This is a genomic window from Marinifilum sp. (assembly GCF_965230805.1).
Classification (GTDB): domain Bacteria; phylum Bacteroidota; class Bacteroidia; order Bacteroidales; family Marinifilaceae; genus Marinifilum.
This window is the reverse complement of record NZ_OZ246019.1, coordinates 3,817,757-3,839,008: the sequence shown is the minus strand read 5'-3', so window position 1 is coordinate 3,839,008 and position 21,252 is coordinate 3,817,757. Positions and strand designations below refer to the sequence as shown.

Below are 21,252 nucleotides of genomic sequence, written 5' to 3'. Positions count from 1 at the left end.
AGCATCGGGATTTCTTATATCCTGTAAAATTTAAAAGCATAATTTATCAGAAACTTATACTCTTCTATTATGTTTTAAACCTATGTTGAATTTTTGAGATAATTCATTTTAAGGATGAGAAATATAAAGTATAAACTCGTGATCTAATTTAACGTAAGTTCGACGTAAAATTCTATCCACAGAAAGTTATATTTGCGATAGATTTGCATTAAAAATTTAGAAAGAATAGCGGGCTATTTTGAGGAATTTTTAATGTGAAGATGTCGTAAAGAGAACTTTCCATTATGTGTTTGCCTGCTTTCGGCATAAATTTCCTCAAATCTTCTTGAAATATCCCGATATTCCTTCGAAAATTTGAGGAAATTTCTACTCAAAATCAGTGCAAACTGTGAACGAATTTTACGTCGAACTCACGTTAATTTATTCTTTTAATAGAATTTAGAAAATAGCATAAGACAAAAGATAAGGACTGATATTTTATAGACTTTATCTTCTAGTGAATACCTAACTTCATTAAGAAGTTCCCTTTCACTTCTATATCTGCACTCAACAGAAAAGCTTTTCCTTTTAAAGCTAATTCCAAAAAATAAATTTGCCGCTCGTGTAAATTCTCTCTCGAAATTTCCATGAAATTCAGCATGACCATATTTTTGTTCTCCACTGTTTATTACTGCTACTGAAATTCCTGCGTTAAAAAACAAAGCTGATTGATCATTAATAAATGAATACCTTAATACATAATTGGGGTTAAAGTTAATACGGATTGATATCATACAACAAGAGGAGCACTTTATGGTGCTCCTCTTAAGGTATAATTAAGAACTAATTTCTTTTAACTTTAGTTATTATAGCCATTTCGATACCTTAGGGACAAGTGGAACAATCCAGCCGTTACTGTTTGGTTCCAATGTAACCACCTCACCATCGATAATTCTTATTATTGTAATGTTGGCTTTATCGTAGGCATTGTATCGTTTTAAATCGAACCAACGCATTCCCCTGTCAGCCAACTCTCTTCTTCTCTCTTCTTTGACAAAAGCCAAAGTTGTTGGAGCATCTGGCAATTCTGCAGATGTTAAGTCAACATAGGTACCAGTTGCATAACGATTTACTCGAAGTGTATTTAAATCACTAATCGCTTGTGTTAAGTCTCCATCTAATCTTGCAATACATTCTGCACGGATAAGATACATTTCTGGTACTGAAATTCCAGTATAACATAACCTAGGTTGATACCTACCTGGCTGAAAAACAAATTCATACCCACCAATGACAATATCCTCTTCAAACCGCCATTCCAACCTCAGGTCATTAGCTTCATAAAGTGCAATTAGTTCATCTGCAGCATAAACACTATTCTCAGGCATATTTGTTCGGTACTCTTTCAACAGTATTATCTCTTCATTATCGTAGTTAAATGGATATACTGAAATCGTACTTAAGTCCAAAATTGGTTTTTTGTACAATTCCAATGTCTTTGATGCATCGCTTAAAGCGTCAGCAAAATTACCCATTTGTAGATTAACCCTAGCTCTTAATCCATAAGCTGCAGCCTCTGTTACCTGCCAATTCATTTCGGTATGACTTTTTTCCAAAGATTCACTTTCAATAGCCTCTTTTAAATCCTGCAAAATCACATCGTACACTGCCTGAACTGATTGTCTTGGTGTAGGGCCAGACATAGTTGAATTGGTTCGGATGGGAACTCCTAAGTCATCTTTGGCCGTAGCCGCATCGTACTGCTTGCTGTAAAGATTAACCAAAGAAAAATAAGCATAGGCACGCTGCACTTTACACTCTGCAACAATTTGTTGTTTTTCATCTTCCCTACCGCTAACATTAGGATCAACCACTTTTTCAATAATCAAATGAGCGGTTTGAATATTATTATACAAGCCCCCCCAGTCCTCATCGTTTTCTTCCAATAGGCCAATACTCTCACTCCATGTTAAAGCACCATAAAACCTTGATTTATATGTACTCAGGTACTCCGTAGCAAAACCATCAGGCACTTTTATATCATCGGTCAACACTCGGTCTATGCTATAAGAGCTCGCCCAACCAGATGTCCCACTGCCAAACATCCCAGATTTTTGATTCATCAATAAGCGAAAATCGGCTGTAGTTTCCGGCGTTGTTACACCATAAGGAGCAAAATTTAAGAGTTCGTCGCGATCGCAGGATACTAAAAGCCCTGTTAGAACCAGTGCGTATATCAGCTTTTTTAGTTGCATTGCAGCATGGACAATTCCTGACTCAAAGTTGCCCATTCGAGTTTTATATAATAGTATTTGTTTCATCGTAATTCTGTTTAAAAGTTAACTTTCAAATTGCATGAGTAGATAGCTCTGTTACCTTTAAATGTAGAGGCAAAGTTGTTGTATTCCGGATCAATATCCTTATCTGTTGCTTTCCACAACAAACCAAGGTTAAGGGCATTAATACCTATGCTTACCCCTTCGATAAAGTTATTTTCAAATAGTTTTTTGTTTAATTTATAATTTAATCCTATCGATTGAATACGGATGTGTGAAGCATCTTCAACCAAGCGATCTGAATACTTCTCATAATAATAGCCAGACCCGTTGGACTTCGCCAATGCAGGAATGTCAGTGCGATTCTCGTCCCCAGGCTCTTTCCACCTGTTAGCTGCATCTTCGTGGAATGTTTTGGAACGTGTGCCATGGATAGCATCTGTAGAACCAAATGTATTTCTAAAAAACTTATGACCAAACTTATAACTTAGTAACACATCCAAAGTTAAACCCTTATAACTTACTGAATTTCGGTATGTACCATAAACCTTTGGTGTTTTCTGACCGATAAATACAAGGTCATCAATTTCTGCCAATGGCTCGTCAATACCGACTATATTGCCATCCTTATCAAATGCCTGAGCGGTACCGGTATTTGAAAGTCCTGCCCATCTAAAGGCATAAAACTCATCCATACCATGTCCTTGTTTAGCTATGCCATTCACATAATTACTTACTGTTTCTGAACTTTCTAATACTTCTACTTTGTTTTTATTGTGGCTCAATAAAAGACTCATGTTCCATCGCAAATCCTTGTTCTGAAGAACAGTTCCATTCAGAGACATTTCAACACCTTTATTGGATATTTCACCATAGTTTCTAGACATACCTACAACTCCAAAAGTAGGGTTCATTTCTACGGAGCCCAATAAATCTTTGGTGTATCTCGAATAGTATTCAATTGTTCCCGACAACCTATTATTAAACAAAGCATAATCCACACCAACATTAAAAGTTGTGGTTGTTTCCCATCTCAACTCTTCATTTTCCCAAGTTCTAACCATAGCAAAGTCAACGCTTGTTTCCCTACTATTCCACATTTCAATCGTTAAAAATGGAGAACTACCTCTGTCGATACGACCTCCCGTACCGTAACTTACTCGCACATCCAAACGGTTTAAGAATGGTACGTTCATAAAACTTTCGTCCTTCATGCGCCACTTCATTCCCATCGACCATAAGGGTACATTTCGGTATTTATCAGATGAACCAAATAGATTGGAATCATCTAAGCGCCAACTTCCCGTTACAGTATATTTTTCTTTATAAGTATAAGAAGCATTGAAATAATTGGATAAGTAGCGGTTCTTGTTTTTCTTCAAAGATGCCTCATTCACAGTATTCCTAATTTGTGACTCATAGCCTCTATCGGTCATATATGTACCCTGCTTATTGAACGATTTATAATTTAAGGTCTGAGTATTGTACCCATACAGTGTTTCTAAAACACGGGATTCTGTTCTTTCATCTCTGTAATCGATACCTGCAAGAGCAGTTACAAAATGTTCTTTTGCAGCATCCAAATAATCTGAGTAGTTAAGCATAGCTCGATAATCACTGGACCAAGCTGCATAATCCTCTCCTTCTAAGATATTTCCTAGTGGAAGATAAGTCTTACCTGTACCTACAACCCCCATCCGCGGTCTACTCGGATCTATAGCTTCGTATATTGCTGTACTATTAATCGTACTTCTTACATCATAAGATTTTTCATTTCTAAAATTAACTCCCTTGTTGCTACCAAATTGGTAATTATAACTTAATTCAGCTCTTAAACCTTTAAACAGATCAATATCTAACTTTGTCTGGAAGTTATTGTTAATTATTTCATTGGTATTATCTTTTAGTTGATGTTCTTCTACTATATTGTAATGGTAATCGTATGGACGTCCATCACTTTCATATCTGTCAAGGGTAAACTGATTATATGTGTAAGGCATATCCAGCTGCTCGCCATTATCGCCAAGAATTCTTTCATATTCAGTGAACACACCATGATTTGTAGGTCTATTATTCTGCACATCTTTTTTAGAGTAAGTCAACTTAGTACTCAACTTAACTCCTTTGGCTAGATTAGCCGATAGGTTGATGAGTGCCGAATAATCCTGATTTCCGACGCGCTTAACCGACTCTTTTTCATCTTTGTACTTTAAAGATGCATAATAGTTGTATTTATCGCTACCCTGGCTTATTGATAAAGCATACTGCTGTCTTGTATAATTACGCAAGAATAAATCGCTATACTCTTTGATGAAATCATTCTTTTTCAACTCATTAATAGCCGCATCTTTGGCAGCAATATCCTCCGCCGTAGGGTCTGCAATTTGGGCAAAATCATAGTAAATCTCAGCCGCTGGAGATGTATAACGAGTACTAGACTTAGATGGCGCACGCATACGGTTGTTGGCGTACCACTCTTCCAATTCTAAGAAAGTATTCAAATCGGCACGATATGTATCCTTATAATCTGGTTTGTTCTTAAATGATAATGATGATGAAAAAGTAACCTTCGGTTTATCTGATTTCTTTCCTTTTTTAGTGGTAATAACAATAACCCCGTTGGCTGCCGATGCTCCCCATATAGAAGCGGCCGCAGCATCTTTTAATACCGAAACATTTTCAATATCATTAGGGTCGATATTCTGCATAATTTGATAGAAATCATCTCCCCACCTATCTCCTTGATCCGACACTCCATTAACAGGAAAACCATCAACCACCACCAAAGGCATCAGCTCATCCGGATCATTATAACTAAAACTATTAACCCCTCTCATAACAATATCAGGTGTTCCTCCCTCGGTAGTTGGAGTGTCAAACAATAAGCCCGTTACCTCGCCATTAATGATATTCAATACATTATCTGTGGTTTTTTGCTCCAGTACCTCTTCCACATTAACATTTGTAAAAGAACCAGTGGCTCGTTCAGATGAGATGGTTTGATAACCCGTAACAACCACTTCGTCCATGGTTTCGGTATCAGCCAATAGGCTCACATTCTGCAAAGCTTGTCCTGTATATTTTATCTCCTGCGGAACCATACCCACAAATGAGTATACCAAAACAGCATTTTCACCTTCGAATTCTAAAGAGTAGTTTCCATCAATATCTGTAGCCACACCAAGCGTTGTGCCTTTAACTACTACAGATACACCAGGAAGAGGTACACCTTCTTTATCGGTTACCTTCCCTTTAATGGTTTTCTTTTGTTGTTGTACAGGCTGTTCAACAACCGGAGCTTTTTTACGAATTACCACAACACTATTTTCAATGTAGTATTCTAAATCGGTACTCTCCAAACATTCGTTCAAAGCCTCCTCAACACTCACTTCCTGAAAGTTGATTTCATCAATATTCACATCAGCTACCATACCTTCGCTATACACAAAAGTATAATCTGAAAGTGATTTCAATTCCTTAAAAACTTCTTTCAAACTAGGATCTTCCATTTTCATGGAGATTCTTGTTCCTTGGCTATATCCTTCTGCCGCAACGGTAAATATTGCCAGAAAGAATAAAATGGCTGTTAATTTCATAACCCTTAAGGTTTTAATCCAGGCATTACTTGAGCAATGACCGAAATCATGATTTTTTTTCATAAATTTGGGTTGTTAGTTACTATTTAGCGCAATTCGCACTTGCGCTTGATTTAATTAATTGGGGGATGTTAGCGCATCCCTTTTTTATTTATAGTATTCAACTGTCAGCAATTAGCTTTCAGCTTTTCTTTATTTTTATTCTTCTTCTTTCCACATCGGCTAAAGACGCAAGATCTTGCGTCTCTACATTTTCACTATTGTACGGTTATCACATTTCCTTTAATGGTGAACTGTGCATCTCCTGTACCTTCTATTAATTTTAGGATGTCTTTAATATCTCCGTACCGTTGTACATCAACCGAGAATTTCTTGTCTTTTACAGTAGCATTGGCAAAGAAAACTTTGATGTCGTACCATCGGGCCAAGTCGTACATGATATTTTCCAGTCTGCGCGAATCGAAAATAAACTGACCGTTTTTCCAGGCTGTTACCTCTTCGATATTGGCTTCCAAATCTTTAATTGAATTATTTGATTTGTTTATTACTGCTTGACGACCTGGACTTAATATTACATTTTTGCCAAGAGAATTGTTTACCTGCACACTTCCTTCTACCAAAGTCGAAAGAATTTCCGCTTCATCCTCGTAAGCCCTTAAATTAAATTCCGTTCCCAATACTCTCAACTCCATTCCTTTGGTCTCTACTATAAAGAGCCATTCTTTATTGCTCTCTACATCGAAATACAATTCCCCTTTTGCAATTACTTTTCTGTGTTTGCTTGAGAATTTCGAGGGAAACTCTATGTAAGAATCGGCATTCATCCAAACTTTAGTGCCATCGGGTAAAGTCACTTGATACTCTCCACCAATTGGAGTTACAATACGATTCATTTCACCCAGTTTACCAGCCAATAATTCAGTATCATTAATCTTTAGCTGATTACTGTCTCGCTCTATCAAAAGATTTTCTTTGGAACGAATTACTTCCGAATTGTTTTTCGATAGATCAACAACCTCACCATTGGAAAAATAGATGACAGCATTGCTGCTTCCTGGCTTTATTTCCTGAACTTCTGCCAAACTAAGTTCGTATTCCGGAGTTTCATACAACAAGAGGAATCCAATTGCCATAGGTATCAATAAGACTGCAGCATAAGCCAACCACTTCCTGTAATCTATCTTCGGTTTGATTTGTTTATCTAGTTTCGCCCAAGCTGCTTCCTGATTAAATTCGTCGTACTCAAGACTTTTTTTCAGAATTCGTTCTTTCGAAACAATTTGATCGAAAAGCTCTTTTTTCTCTGGCTTCTTCAACCATTTGTTGAGGTGATTTTCTTGCTCTGCACTTAATTGGTCTTTTAAATGCTTCACAATTAATTCTGATATCTTATACTCTGAAATATGCATATTCTTTCCTGATTTGCTTCTAAGAAACGGATGATTAAAAAGTGGGTGACAGTGCACCAATTTTTTTTTATCAATTTTAAGAAAAGAAAGTCAAATGGTTTCGAAGAGTTTGGAAAAGTCCTGAATAGTAGAATAACGTGAGTTCGAAAATCTCATTAAGAATACTTAATATCCCGATACTCGTGAACAGCATAGCTGGATTAATACTTGATTTTTTGGGATTGGGAATTTAAAGTTGTCAGCTAACAGCTTTATGCTAGCAGAAGCAACAGCACCCAATGAATTCCCTTCAGTTTTTCTCTAAGAAAAGTATATCCTCTTTTTTTCAAGGTCTTGATGGTATTTAACGAAACATCTAATTCTTCAGCAATTTCAGGATTGGTTAGACCATTCATGGTCATAATAATAATCTTACGTGATTGAGGAGAGAGCTTCTTAATGGCTTCGTAAATTTGAGAATGTACTTCCTCTTCTAAAATAGAATCTTCTGAATACCAATCGGAAGATAAAGATTTAATGTCTTCTTCGCTTTTTTGTTTAACATCTTCGTGGCGAAGGTAATTAAGACAGGCATTTCGAACTGATGAATACAAGTAACTTTTTATTGCTTTGTAATTGTCTATTTCTGTTCGCTTGTTCCACAAACCCAAAAATGATTCTTGAACAAGATCATCACATACCTCAGCATCAGCTATAAATCTTTTGGAAAATCCACAGAGCGGACGATAGTACTCCTCAAAAATTTTTTTGAAGACTACCCGATTTCCTTCCGACAATTGTTTAAACAATAACTGATTTTCCATTAGGAGCCAAAAATAGGAATAGATTTTGGAAATGCAAATTAAGATTATATTCGCACTCCCCACAGTACAATCTTTCTGTCTTTTTAAATGATTGTCTGAGTCGATCCGCGAATATGCTCGTTACGTTTTTTGGAAGAACGAAGATCGTAAAGAAAAGTATGCATTTAACTATAAAGGATAGAAAACCTTTATAAATACTGACCCCGATAAAGATTTGACTCGCCATTGGGGAATTTTTCAGCCCCCCTTAAATCGGGAAGTATCTCAATTTGATTTTTTACCCATCCCCTTGGTCAAATTTCGAACTTAATTTGAAAAAAGCACCCAATAATTGGCTTCCCAATGCATCCCCTGACTTCATTTTCTATCTCAATCGAAAAAAGTACAATCTCAATTTATTGTTTTACCATCCCCATTGAAAAAAGTACGATCTCAATTCGATTTTTTATGCCAATAACTGATCAAATAGATATTCCACTTGGTATTTTCTCTATCTCAATTGATTATTTTATGCTCTCAATTATTGCCCCACATTACAATATGCAAAAAAGGAGCAAGCCCCCTTACCTGCTTGCTCCTTTTAATTTAAACTAACTTAATTTTACCTTTTCTCTAAAAGAGCCTCTATCTCTATAGGATGCAAATCAAAACCAATGATAATTCCTTTTTCATCAATGAGTAAGTTTTTGCCTACCGAACCAAATTGCCCTTCCATAATCTTATCTCCTGCATCAAATACATTCAACCAACTGAATTCATGTTTGTTCATCACCTTCTTCCAATCTGCCTTTGCCTCGTCCATGTTTTTAATGTATCCACGAACCGTATAATCCCAACTCACCGCTAGTATTTCAAACCCTTTAGGATGATATTGTTTATATATAGGTTTGATTTGTTTAAGTTTCTTAATGCAAGGCCCACATTTAGAAGCCCAGGAATCGATCCAAAACATTTTTCCTCTTAAATCAAGCGTATTTATTTCTTCACCATTTTGATCCATAAGCCTAAAGTCTATCAACTGACTTCCAATAGTTGTATGCCGGATACTTTCCAGCCATTTCTTATAAAGATCACGACGAGTCATATTCAATTCTTCATCTTGTAGCAGCTTCGTTAAATCTTTAGGACGAATGTGCTCGATCAACTCTAAAAACAAAGCCTCATCTTTATTCTTTATGGCTTGATGTTTAATTTCATCCACCAAACCATGTTTTTGAGCATACAGCTTTAGAATACTACTTTTAAGCTTTTTATCCTTTACCTGCGCATTGTAATATTCAGATTCCAAATCTTTAATTTGGTTTAAGATCTCCATCATTTGATTTTTGAAATGCTTAAAGCTTTTTGCAGCCTCATCAGATAGCTTTGTCTCTTTTTTGGCATGCCATATCTTCATTACCAAATCATTGGATTGTGCGAAAGAAGATAATCCAGCAAATAGAATACAAACTACAAATACATTTCGAATTAAATATTTCATATCCTCTAATCAATTATAATTTTAAGTTCGTCTTAATTAATTCTTCCAATTCCTCTCCACGTTTAATGGCTATAATATCCCCTTTAGGATCAATCAGTAATACATAGGGAATACCTCGTACAAAGTAAGAAGATGCAACCTTACCATTTTTATCATGCAATTGCAAGTAAGGCATGTTCAACTTTTTCATTGCCTTTTTCCATGCATTGGGATCCTGATCGGTTGAAATGGCCAACATTTCCAATCCTTTCGAATGATATTTAGCATATAAATCCCTCATAAATGGCATTTCTTTTTTGCAAGGTCCACACCAAGAGGCCCAAAAGTCAATCACCAAAAGCTTGCCTTTAAAATCTGATAAGCTATGCTCATTACCGATAGCATCTTCTAAAGTAAAGTCAGGAGCCTTTTCACCGACTTTTAAGGATTGTGGAGCTTTTTGTTTTTTCATATAATCTGAGACAGCTGAAATTCTTTGGTAAGCAGCTGTTTCTTTCACAGTAGGTTGAAACAATGACGCAAGTGAATCTAGTTTCTCAACGCCTAATTGTCCACCCCAACTAGCCAAAACAACTGCCATTTCTTCGCTATTGGTAAACTGTCCTGTCTTTCTACTCAATTCTTTTCTTACCGCATCCAGCAAAGCATTTCCCTTGTTTGCATAAGCGATTTGTTCTTTTTTACTTCTTCGCTCACCATTGCTATTGCGAAAGCCATTCATATTAAATGTTTCGAACTCCATTACAACAGGCAAGTTTTCCTTTTTAAATGCCTTAATTTCGTTCATGTGTTGGTTCTCCACTTTTGAGAAAAGCAAGGAATCGTAGTGTGCTTTAATTCTAGTGTTTTTATCCATATAGAAATCTATGGCACAAGCTTCTGCTACAGGATACATGTACGGATTTGAATACTTCGACGGAAAGTGCAACACATAAGAAGCATGCATCTTGTCCAAAGGCAATTCACCTTCGATCTTAAATTCCGGTGTCTTGGAATAAACGGTTTTAATGGGTTCATTCGTTGTTCGATCTAACAGAATTACAGGACCTCTAAGCTTTACTATATCCAACGAAATAGAGTACTCAAATGTATCTGTTCTTACTTCTTCCTTTTGTTCTTTGCAGGATGTCATAAATATACCTGACAGGGCAGCAACTATGATTAAATTCTTCATGCTATCTTATATTTTATACATCACACCTTCTTTAATTACAGTGTGGATGTCTTTTGTATTCGAGATATTTTCTAATGGATTTGAATTCAATAATAACAAATCTGCAATTTTGCCTTTCTCAATTGTCCCAATCTCATTTTGTTTCTTAAAAGTTTCGGCGGCAATGATTGTTGCCGATCGTAATGCCTCAAAAGGTGTAAAAGCACAGCTATCAACCAAAATTTCCAGTTCATTGTGCAGATATGGTAATTCCTGATCACCTAAATAGTCTGTTCCGGCTGAAACTTTTACGCCCATTTGGTGTGCTTTCTTGGTAAATATTGCTGCTTCTTTTAGGCCATTCACACTTCCATGATAGCAGGTAGCATCAAGAATAATGTTTTTCTCCTTCATTCTCTCAAAAAGCGCATCCAATTCCGGAAAATCAAACTTAAACTTGCCATAGTATTTCTTGTAATTGTCCAACATACTCATCGACAGAGAAGGACATTGTTCCCACTTTAACATTTCGGCATGCGACATTACCTCCATTCCAGCATTTACAGCATCCATAGGTTTGGCCGACATTACCGTAGCGTGTCCCCATATCCCCAAGCCTTGCTTCCTTGCTTCTTTAGCTAATTTGCTTAGCAGTTCAGGATCGATGGCAGCGTACAGTTTTACCCCTGTAGCACCAGCCTTTTTGGCTTTTGCCATAGCCTCCTGAACATTGGTTGAAGCATCAACAGATTGCGTACAGGCATCAAAATTCTTTTCTTTTCTTTTCTCGTAATAAGATGGACCTGCAAAGAAAGCCGAGTAGTAAATCTTAGGAGATTCAATTTCGAACATTGAACTCTCTTCCTGCAATACTTTTAACAATTTACCCTTTCCTCCTACATCACGAATAGAGGTAATTCCTCCCATCAACATTTTCTGCAGAAGGTCTTTTGAGTATTTTTTTAGCTTATCGAAATCTTTTTCGCTACCTGTGGTTACATGCACATGAGCATCAACCAGCCCTGGCATTAAATACTTTCCATTGGCATCAATCACTTCCACCCCAATTGGTATAGGTGTATTTAAATCATAGCTTACAGATGTAATTCTACCATCTTTAATTAAAACACTACCCTTTCGTGGATTTTCATTGGAATGCATGTTTATAATAAAAGCATCTTTTACAAAAACAGTTTTTTGTGATTTTTTCTCAGCCTTCAAATTAAGGCATAACAGAGCCAATAGACTCACAAATATTACTCTGGTCATTTGCACTATACATTAGTAAGTTAATAATACCGAGAAGAAGGGTTAGAGAAATTTAAGGATAGTAGCTAGTAGTTATTCCTTACCAGCTACTACCTCTCCAATTTATCATTGTCAATTTTAAATGAACAATGGCATTAGTATCCAGGATTCTGCTGAATTCCCGAACGATCAATTTCCAATTTAGGAATAGGAAGTGCATACTTGGTACTGTTTGCCTCTAATCCTGAACCATCCGGTCTGGTGAATCCCATTTCAAGACGTTTTAAATCAGTAAAACGAAAGCCTTCAAAGGCCAACTCTCTGCGACGCTCATTCATGATTTCAGTTAATAAATCACTACCTGCATAATCACCTAAACCACGTGCATTTCTCAAAGTGTTCAGATAAGTAAGACCATCAGAACCGCCCGAACGCTCACTTGCTTCGGCAATAATCAAATACAGTTCAGGAACCCGAATCAATTTAACATCAACCGAACCAGGCTTGAAATTGTCATAATCAGAAGTTCTCATACCAACATGCTTTTCAGGGTAATAATTTCCTGATCCCAAAGGATCTGATTCAAAATAAATATCAAAGCGAATATCGTTTTCTTGATCGTACAGATTAATCAAGTCATCAGACACATAATAAGGAAAGCTGAAATATAATGGAATTGCTAACAAGGCTGCATTGGATCCATTGTCTGTTTCGTCAAACCTGATTCTAAAAATAATCTCATCAGAATCATCCTGTCTCCACTGATTTTCCAGAGATGCAGCATCGGCATTTAAAGCATATCTTGTATCTTTTAATGCTTCTTTTGCAAACTTCATGGCATTTTCATAATCACCTGTTTCGTGATACACACGAGCCAATAAAGCCTGAATGGCCGTTTTCGAAATGCGATAAGAATTCACATCATTGGTTGCCATTTTTTCTGCAGCATTTAAATCATCCAATACATTGGTGATCACTTCCTGAACGGTATTTCGTGGCTTTTTCACCAACAATTCATCGGTATCCAAACGATAAGGTACTGCCAATGCATCTGGATTTACATTATAAGCAGGAGCAAAAAATCGGTACAAATCGTAATGCAAAAGTGCACGCTGTGCCAATGCCTCAGCAACATACTGGTCTTTATCTCTTAAAGAGCTATTCTGACCATATTTGATAATTGAATTGGCATTGTTGATCGCTTCATAAGCAAAAGTCCAGAATCCCTCAATCTGAAAATCTTCAAAATCATAATCCAAAGGATAGATATCAACATGAGTATTTTCAAAGGTAAATCCGCGTTCATTGCCAGCAATGATATCATCGTTAATTGCCTCAGGTATCGAGTAAATACAGAAGTTGTAGCCTAAAAAATCTGTTTTCATGGTAGCATAAACACCATCCAAAGCTGTTCTAAAACCGGCTTCGGTTTCAAATAGTGTTTCTGGAGACACTTCGTCTAATGGTTGCTTCTCAATGAACTCATCCTCGCAAGCTGAGAACACCAATAGCAGCAAGAATAAATATGTGAATTTCATTATATTTTTCATCTTCTTCTCATTTAAAAATTAGCACTTATTCCAAAAGAATATCCTCTCAATACAGTTGATGACAATCCTACACCGCCTAATGTAGCATATTCGGGATCTATATAATCCACATCAGTAATTGTGAATAGATTTTGTCCTTGTACATAGAATCGCAATCTGTCAATCCCAATTTTACTGGTTAAACTTTTATCAAGGGTATAACCAATGGTAAAGTTTTTCAGCTTCACATAGTCGGCATCTTGCAAAAATTGAGATGAGGTTTGATAGTCAGACTCAACTCTTCGTGACAAAGGTCGCCTAAAATCTAATGCACGAACTGCTAGTTCCGATTGATCTCCTGCTTGCTTCCAAGCGTTGTTTACATCTTTATGCTGATTTAACCACACATCGTTTCTTAATTTATGATTGGCAGAGTTTACTACGTAGTGCCCACCTGCAAACGAAATTAGAATAGATGCATCGAAATTCTTATAACGGAAAGTATTGGTAAAACCACCAAAATATTTAGGATTTCCCACTTTGTTTGTAACGCGCTTAAAGCTGGTAATCTCGGATCGATTTGTAGACCCGGTGTTGGTCTGATAATCTACCAACATATCATCCAATCCCGTTGCATCGGGGTTTACATACATGTTGTAACCAGTTTCAGGATTTACACCTGCCCACTCGGCAATATATAAGGATGCAATTGGGTTGCCTTTTTTGTAGGCTACATTACCCAATTGAATGATATTATCATCATCAATCAACTCTCTAATTTCACTCTTGTTGTAAGAGAAATTAAAATTGGTGCTCCACATAAAATCTTTCGTTGCGAAATTGGTACTACGCAATGAAATTTCGTATCCTTTATTTCTAAAATCTCCAATATTAGAAGTCAAGTCTTCAAATCCCGATTGCAAAGGAATCTGTACCTTGTTAATCAAATCATAAGTATCTCGAATATAGAAATCGAAAGTGGCGTACAACTTGTTTTTCCATAAGCCCACATCCAATCCAATATTTCTGTTTCTGTTCTTTTCCCAACTTAGGTTCGGATTGTCTCCACGATTCAAAGTGGCAACATCATTTCCGTCGTAAGATGCTCTAAAATCATATAAAGAAACAGATTCAAAATCACCAATACGGTCGTTGCCTGAGGTACCAATACTCCCTCTTAATTTTAAGGTACTTAATACACTTTGCTCATTTGTGAAGTTCTTGTGAATATTCCAGGAACCACCAAGTGCCCAAAAATTACCCCATTTGTGATTGTCTCCAAATCGCGATGAACCATCTCTACGGATTGATGCCGTAAGGTTATAAGTATTGGCATAAGAATAGTTTAATCTGGAAAAATAACTTACTCCTCCCGATTGTGATTTACTTTCCCTCGGAGAATCAATATTATTTGCTGAATTAATGATTTGAACCGCATCTGAAAGAAATTCTCTTGCACGTGCAATATATGCAAAGCTTTCATTCTCTATAAACTCAGTACCTAAAACCACATTTACCGAATGCTGATCGAATTCTTTATCGATACTAGCCGTTACGGTTCCTGTAACATTGTTGTTATCCCCATTGTTAATGGCTAATTCTCCACCTTCAATAATAATTTTCTCATAATTACGAGATTTTGAATAGTTAAAATTGCCCCCAATATTACCACTCAAGGTAAGCCACTCTAGAGGTTTATAAGTCAACTTGGCTGTTCCCAACACATTTCTTCTTACTGATTTTATATCCGTGTTGTCGCGGATAAATAATGGATTGTATACAACTCCCGACGATTGAGCATACCTTAAGTTTCTTTGTGGATCTCCATTTTCATCATATACATCTTCCCAAGGGTTTAGTAAAAAGGAGTTTGCAACAGGACTCCCAACAATTCTTCTGTCCTTTTGATTTACATTTCCATAAGTACCCGAAAGACCCAGGGTTAAATTCTTAGCAATCTCGAAATCGAACTTAAGGGTTGCTGTATATCTTTCGTAATTGCTACCATATATATTATTAACCTTATTGTAAGAAAGTGAAGAGTAATAATTCATTTTATCATTGCCACCTCCAATCGAAAAGTCGTACTTACGGTTCGATTCATTGTCAAGCATTAGATTAGACCAATTTACATCATTACCAGAGGCACGTCTTTCTGCTAACAAAGCTTGTGCTGCATCGTCATCTTCAGGATACAAGCCCAACGACTCCTCATATGATAACTTCTCGGAGGCATTCATAATGTCATCCCGGAATGAAGTATCTGGTCTTTTCATCCCAAAACTTGCATTAAATGTAACCTGAGGTTTGGTATTTTTCTTTCCTCTTTTGGTATTGATAATGATAACCCCATTCGACCCTCGCGAACCATAAATTGAGGTTGCCGAAGCATCTTTCAACACACTTATATCTTCAATATCGCTTGAGTTTATGGTAGAAGACTCAAATCCTTCGGGCATTTGCACACCATCAACTACTACTAAAGGAGAAACATCTCCAGAAATAGAACCAATACCTCTTAGAATAATTTCCGGAGAAGCATCAGGACTCAAAAATGATTCTTCAACATACATTCCTGGTACGATACCAATTAATGCATCGGCATAGGATACATTTTGAGTATTTTGTAATACAACAGGATCTACTTTAGTACTGGCTCCCGTTGCTCTTTCTCTGGTAATGGTTCCGTAACCAATTACAACTACCTCTTGCAATCCCTCATTATCCTGGTAAAGTTCAACATTAATTACAAGTTGACCTGTGTAATTTCTTTCCTGCGGCAACATCCCCACAAAAGAATATACCAAAACAACATTCTCATCATCAAATTCCAATGTATAATTTCCATCAATATCGGTAGCAGCACCTACACTGGTACCTTTAATCACAACAGAAACACCTGGCAGAGGCATTCCATCTTTATCGGTAACTTTTCCTTTTACCGTTTTGGTTTCTTGTTGTTCCAATTTTGGAGCAACATAAGGCTTTTGCTTTACAACCACTACTTTATCTACAACTTCATAAGTAAGATTGGTATCTTCAAGACATGAGTTTAGTATCTCTTCAACAGTAGCATTTTTTTCCGATACATTTACGTCCATAATACGCTCAACATCATCCAAATCGTAAACAAAAGAAAATTCACTATTGTTACGAATCTCCTCAAACACCTGTATTAAAGTTTGGTTGGTAAGCTCCAAGTTGAACTTTGTATTCTGCGAATAAACACTGGCAGAAAGCTGAACAACACTCAAAACCATTAGCATAAATGTAAATTTCATAGCTAATAAAGGTTTGTAGAGGTTCTTGTGAAAGAAACTCCTGGTTTCATTTTTTTCCATAAATTTGTAATTAGGGTTTAACAATTCAATTCCTTGCAGGGAATTGGGTTATTATTCATTAAGCAGAGATTGTTGCAGCAATTTCTGCTCTTTTGTTTTACTAATTTGTTACAGTTATGATATTTGATTTAATTTTAAAATTCACTTTTTCGGTTCTCGATAGAATATCAAGTATCTTATTAATATCCTCATATCTTTTTACTTCAACCGAAAACCTTTTATTCGCCACTGATTGATTCATAAAAAAGACTTTAACATTGTACCATCGCTCCAGTTTTTCCATAATGGTTGCCAAACTTGCTTCCTTAAAGTAGAATATTCCATCTTTCCATAAAGCATAAGCTATGGCATCAACATTCCGAATTGCAAACTGCCTTTCATTATCTGCAATAATGGCTTGTTGATTAGGCTGAATGGTAACGCTCTCATTTCCCTTTCGCAAACTCACGCTACCCTCAACCAAACTTGTTGTAACGGTATTCTGATCGTGATAAGCTTCAATATTAAATTCTGTTCCCAGAACCTGAACTTCTACACCTTTTGCATCAACTATAAAAGGCATTTGCTTTTTATGGGCTACCTCAAAATATACTTCACCGGCAATCCAAACTTTTCTTATCGCCTGATTAAACTGAACAGGATACTTAATTTCAGAATCTGAGTTTAGCCAAACTTTAGTGCCATCGGCCAATGCTAATTGGTACTCACCTCCAACAGGAACTTTAACCTGGTTATATAATATCTTTTCATTATTCGCATTCACCAAGGCATAAGCCAATTTTCCTTTTTGGTTACTGATTAATGTTCCATCCTTTTCCAGAATGCTATCGTTCTTCACATTTTCCAACTGAATGGTTTCTCCATTATGCAATTGCAATACTGCTTTAGAAGAACCTGGTTCAATTTTAATCTCAGCTAATTCCTGTCCCATTTCAATATCTTTTGTAGAAATATGAACAAGGCTGGCAATCAAGATACCAATTACCAATGCTGCAGCAATTCTCAGATTCCATTCTTTCAAGCGAATTACTTTCCTTTCTGGTTTAATTTCCTGCTGAACCTTTTCCCATGCAGCTTTTTTATTCAAGGATTCCACATAAGCATCTCTGCTTTTACGCTTCTCGCCCTGTTTTATTTGCTCATACAAGTTTTTATTATCACCAGAACTATTCTTCCAATTCTCCAACACTTGCCCTTCTTCAGGTGTCAGGTTATCAATGAGTTTTCTCGATATTAATTGAGCAATTTTATACGAGGTGTGTAGTTTTTCCATTTAGAATTTTTGGTTTTCTATTAGTAAAACAATTGAAAAAATGTAGTAGATGAACTGCAAGGTGAAAAAAATAAACATTTTTTAACAATTTCATCTACACTTCTCGTTTTTGCTGGTTTTCTTAAGGAACGAACAAAAGTAGAATAGTAATACAAAGTTCGGGACTCCTTTACAATCTCGCAACTTGATACTTAAAGCTTGAGATTTTGGAAAGAGATCCCTCAACAAGCTCGGGATGACTGCATATTCTTAATAGTTCACTCTTATGACTTGGAACTTGAAGCTTGTAACCCGAGGATAACCGATAACTGATAACTGATAACTGATAACTGATAACTGATAACTGACTACACCTCTCCAAGCAACAACAGCAACAAAAAGAAATAGTCTTTCAGTTTGGTTCTTAAGGTTTTTACAGAATTGTATTTTAGGGTTTTTACCGTATTTACCGAAACATCAAGTCTTTCTGCAATTTCTTGATTTTGCATACCTTGCAGGCTCAAGATCATCACCTTTGCACTTTGTTTTGGTAATTCCTCTATTGCTTGTTGTAAAATTCTATAAGTCTCTTCTTCTATAATTTGGTTGTTAAAATTCAAAAAATCCTCTTTAATCAAACTATCTGTATACTGATTTCCCAGCTTGTCTCTTTTCAGATAATTCAGACTTAGATTTTTTACCATTACATAAAGAAAAGATTTTAATGATGAAATGGAATTATACTTTTCCCGGCAGTTCCACAGTTTTATAAATGCTTCCTGGGCAATATCTTCTGCAATATCATTGTCTTTTACATACTCACGCGCCACTACACACATTGATGGATACAGCTGGTTGAAAAGCTCTTCAAAAGCTTTTACATCTCCTGATCTGATGCGTTTAAATAGTGAGTTAGTGGTCATTTTTTGTGGGTTATTAGAGCTCAAAAATAGAAATTGATTGTAAGAAATCAAATTTGCCAAGCGAAGCTAAGGTAAATGATGTTGATATTTTAACGTGAGTTCGACGTAAAATTCGTTCACAGTTTGATCTGATTTTGAGTAGAAATTTTCTCAAATTTTCCAAGGAATATCGGGATATTTCAAGAAGATTTGAGGAAATTTATGCCGAAAGCAGGCAAATACATAATGGAAAGTTCTCTTTACGACATCTTCACATTAAAAATTCCTCAAAATAGCCCGCTATTCTTTCCTAATTTTTAATGCAAATCTATCCCAAATATAGCTTTCTGTGGATAGAATTTTACGTCGAACTCACCTTATTTTATAATTGCAAAAACAGGAGATCACTATGCTTTTCCTGAGTTTATCGCCGGGACACGCTAATTAGAAATGAAATTATTTGGCAAGATGTTTTTGTTCTGTAAGCTTACCTCATTTTTGGATCAACAATGCCTACCGAATGCATTGTTTTGCAATTTTTATGGCTTGGCCGGAAGTGCACTTTTGTGTAATAAAGTGCGGAAAACAGGAAAAAGTAAACACCTGTAAGTGTGCTCAAATATTCGATAGAATTTTCACTAAAGTTCTCATCTAAAGGGGTGAGATAGCTTAATTCCTGAATGCAAGCAAATCGTTGTACAAGCAGCAATATGACTCGTTATAACCAACAAAATGCTTCTATACTAACAATTTTTATGAAGAGTCAGCATTATAGGACTAAGTCTTCTTATTCCCATTTAAAGTTCGAGTAGTATAGCCCGAACTGTTTGGGCAGTATGACCCGAACTGTTTGGGTGGTATAGTTCTTTTTTTTCTAGCCTTTTCTTCTGTGCGCTAAACCGTGGTAAAAAGCCCCACTCCGAAGAATGAGGCTAGTGTATAAAACTCCCTACTTTGTAAAACAATTTCTTTTTCGTTATATTAACACTCTTCACTAGTGTATAAAACTCCCTACTTTATAAAACAATTTCTTTTTACATCGCCTCAATTTCTTTTTTCAGTTTCTCCACACGCGGATCGTTTTGATCACCCTTTTCTGCATGCTTGGTCATAAAAGTATTTATATTGCTAAGTGCCTTCTCTTTATTTCCAGTGGCTTTGTAAAGGCTGGCTAAATAGTAATATCCAACTGTAATTTCGGCATTCTCTTTTAACAAACCTTTCACCAGGTCAATGGCTTTCGGGTATAATCCAGCATCTGCAAACTTAGGACTGGTGCTTATTCTAAAAGCCGTTTGAATCAATATATTTTCTGCCATTTGGGCGTCTTGCTTTTTTAATTCTTCGGCATGTTTTATACTGGACTCATACCAATTCACATACTGTTGGTCCAACAAATAGAAGGTGCTAATAAACAATCCTTCTATCATAGACAACTGTGATGAATTAAAGCCTTCTTTTACTTTTGCAATCTCTTTATTCAGCTCTTCTAATGAATCAGCAGTTTGGGCTTTTTTCATAAGATAAGGAATCACACACTGTACCAGTACTCCATCGAATTCTTCTTGTCCAATACCTTCGGCAGCAATAAACTGGTCTTTATTGTCAATAATGTATTGATAGGTTTCGCTACCATACTCCAAAACTTTGGAATAACCGATAACGGTAAAAGCATGCATATTAATCAATTCCTCTTTGGGTGTATTGGCAATAAATTCCTGAGCAATTGGTAACATTTTATCCCTCTCATAGGCAGCTGCCAAAGCCTTAATGTACTCCGATAAAAACGTTACATTACGCTCTCCATCTGCATATTTTTTATGCAGGGTCTCAATCTGTTTTGAAGGATCGGCAGCTATGCCTGCATGCTCTATCAAACCATCCACATCAGTTCCACCCACCACTTTGTGCAATACTTTTCCATTTGCATCCATAAATAGAAGTGTTGGAAAAGCCTTTATTTCATATTTCTTAGCCAACTCTATACCTTCGCCTTTTTCCATGTCTACTTTTAAGTTGACAAATTGTTCATTAAACACATCGCCCACTTCTGGTTGAGGAAAAACGTTTTTGGCTAAAACCTTACAGGGGCCACACCAGGTGGTGTAGCAATCCATAAATACGAGTTTATTCTCCGCTTTAGCTTTGGCCAATGCTTCAGCAAAAGTGCTATGTTCAAATTGTATGCCTTGCGCCATTAGGTTGGCTGAGACAATTAGTGCCGTTAAGCCTAAAAGAAGTTTCTTCATCTTTTCTATTTTAGCTACTAGCAGCTAGCCTTTAG

At 36.3% G+C, this 21,252-nt stretch carries 12 protein-coding genes; all 12 read right to left on the bottom strand.

Features of this window, described 5'->3' with window-relative positions:
- Positions 1-845 precede the first annotated feature (845 nt).
- On the bottom strand, positions 846-2,300 hold the full coding sequence (locus ACO05S_RS15045) for a RagB/SusD family nutrient uptake outer membrane protein (protein ID WP_421918831.1): 1,455 nt from the start codon (positions 2,298-2,300) through the stop codon (positions 846-848).
- Between the two features lie 11 nt (positions 2,301-2,311).
- The gene (locus ACO05S_RS15040) at positions 2,312-5,914 is read right to left on the bottom strand and encodes a SusC/RagA family TonB-linked outer membrane protein (protein WP_421918830.1); all 3,603 of its coding nucleotides are present in this window, start codon (positions 5,912-5,914) and stop codon (positions 2,312-2,314) included.
- A 194-nt stretch (positions 5,915-6,108) separates the two neighbouring features.
- Positions 6,109-7,260 (bottom strand): FecR family protein, encoded by a 1,152-nt coding sequence (locus tag ACO05S_RS15035; protein ID WP_421918829.1) that lies wholly within the window; start codon positions 7,258-7,260, stop codon positions 6,109-6,111.
- Positions 7,261-7,511: 251 nt separating this feature from the next.
- Positions 7,512-8,063 (bottom strand): RNA polymerase sigma-70 factor, encoded by a 552-nt coding sequence (locus tag ACO05S_RS15030; RefSeq protein ID WP_421918828.1) that lies wholly within the window; start codon positions 8,061-8,063, stop codon positions 7,512-7,514.
- Positions 8,064-8,664: 601 nt separating this feature from the next.
- Positions 8,665-9,543 (bottom strand): peroxiredoxin family protein, encoded by an 879-nt coding sequence (locus ACO05S_RS15025; RefSeq protein WP_421918827.1) that lies wholly within the window; start codon positions 9,541-9,543, stop codon positions 8,665-8,667.
- 13 nt (positions 9,544-9,556) lie between these two features.
- A complete protein-coding gene (locus tag ACO05S_RS15020) occupies positions 9,557-10,717 on the bottom strand; it encodes a peroxiredoxin family protein (RefSeq protein ID WP_421918826.1) in 1,161 nt (386 codons plus the stop codon).
- Positions 10,718-10,723: 6 nt separating this feature from the next.
- On the bottom strand, positions 10,724-11,965 hold the full coding sequence (locus ACO05S_RS15015) for an amidohydrolase family protein (RefSeq protein WP_421918825.1): 1,242 nt from the start codon (positions 11,963-11,965) through the stop codon (positions 10,724-10,726).
- A gap of 134 nt (positions 11,966-12,099) precedes the next feature.
- Positions 12,100-13,494 carry a RagB/SusD family nutrient uptake outer membrane protein gene (locus tag ACO05S_RS15010; RefSeq protein ID WP_421918824.1) on the bottom strand — a complete coding sequence of 465 codons (1,395 nt, stop codon included), beginning with the start codon at positions 13,492-13,494 and terminating at the stop codon, positions 12,100-12,102.
- Between the two features lie 11 nt (positions 13,495-13,505).
- The gene (locus ACO05S_RS15005) at positions 13,506-16,754 is read right to left on the bottom strand and encodes a SusC/RagA family TonB-linked outer membrane protein (RefSeq protein WP_421918823.1); all 3,249 of its coding nucleotides are present in this window, start codon (positions 16,752-16,754) and stop codon (positions 13,506-13,508) included.
- Between the two features lie 160 nt (positions 16,755-16,914).
- A complete protein-coding gene (locus ACO05S_RS15000; RefSeq protein ID WP_421918822.1) occupies positions 16,915-18,087 on the bottom strand; it encodes a FecR family protein in 1,173 nt (390 codons plus the stop codon).
- Between the two features lie 347 nt (positions 18,088-18,434).
- Positions 18,435-18,989, bottom strand: coding sequence for an RNA polymerase sigma-70 factor (locus ACO05S_RS14995; RefSeq protein WP_421918821.1), 555 nt, complete (start codon positions 18,987-18,989; stop codon positions 18,435-18,437).
- 1,013 nt (positions 18,990-20,002) lie between these two features.
- Positions 20,003-21,217 (bottom strand): thioredoxin domain-containing protein, encoded by a 1,215-nt coding sequence (locus tag ACO05S_RS14990; RefSeq protein WP_421918820.1) that lies wholly within the window; start codon positions 21,215-21,217, stop codon positions 20,003-20,005.
- Positions 21,218-21,252 lie beyond the last annotated feature (35 nt).

Coding starts and splice junctions, on each gene's coding strand:
- ACO05S_RS15045 (WP_421918831.1), bottom strand. CDS start 2,300: ATGAAACAAATACTATTATATAAAACTCGAATGGGCAACTTTGAGTCA.
- ACO05S_RS15040 (WP_421918830.1), bottom strand. CDS start 5,914: ATGAAAAAAAATCATGATTTCGGTCATTGCTCAAGTAATGCCTGGATT.
- ACO05S_RS15035 (WP_421918829.1), bottom strand. CDS start 7,260: ATGCATATTTCAGAGTATAAGATATCAGAATTAATTGTGAAGCATTTA.
- ACO05S_RS15030 (WP_421918828.1), bottom strand. CDS start 8,063: ATGGAAAATCAGTTATTGTTTAAACAATTGTCGGAAGGAAATCGGGTA.
- ACO05S_RS15025 (WP_421918827.1), bottom strand. CDS start 9,543: ATGAAATATTTAATTCGAAATGTATTTGTAGTTTGTATTCTATTTGCT.
- ACO05S_RS15020 (WP_421918826.1), bottom strand. CDS start 10,717: ATGAAGAATTTAATCATAGTTGCTGCCCTGTCAGGTATATTTATGACA.
- ACO05S_RS15015 (WP_421918825.1), bottom strand. CDS start 11,965: ATGACCAGAGTAATATTTGTGAGTCTATTGGCTCTGTTATGCCTTAAT.
- ACO05S_RS15010 (WP_421918824.1), bottom strand. CDS start 13,494: ATGAAAAATATAATGAAATTCACATATTTATTCTTGCTGCTATTGGTG.
- ACO05S_RS15005 (WP_421918823.1), bottom strand. CDS start 16,754: ATGAAATTTACATTTATGCTAATGGTTTTGAGTGTTGTTCAGCTTTCT.
- ACO05S_RS15000 (WP_421918822.1), bottom strand. CDS start 18,087: ATGGAAAAACTACACACCTCGTATAAAATTGCTCAATTAATATCGAGA.
- ACO05S_RS14995 (WP_421918821.1), bottom strand. CDS start 18,989: ATGACCACTAACTCACTATTTAAACGCATCAGATCAGGAGATGTAAAA.
- ACO05S_RS14990 (WP_421918820.1), bottom strand. CDS start 21,217: ATGAAGAAACTTCTTTTAGGCTTAACGGCACTAATTGTCTCAGCCAAC.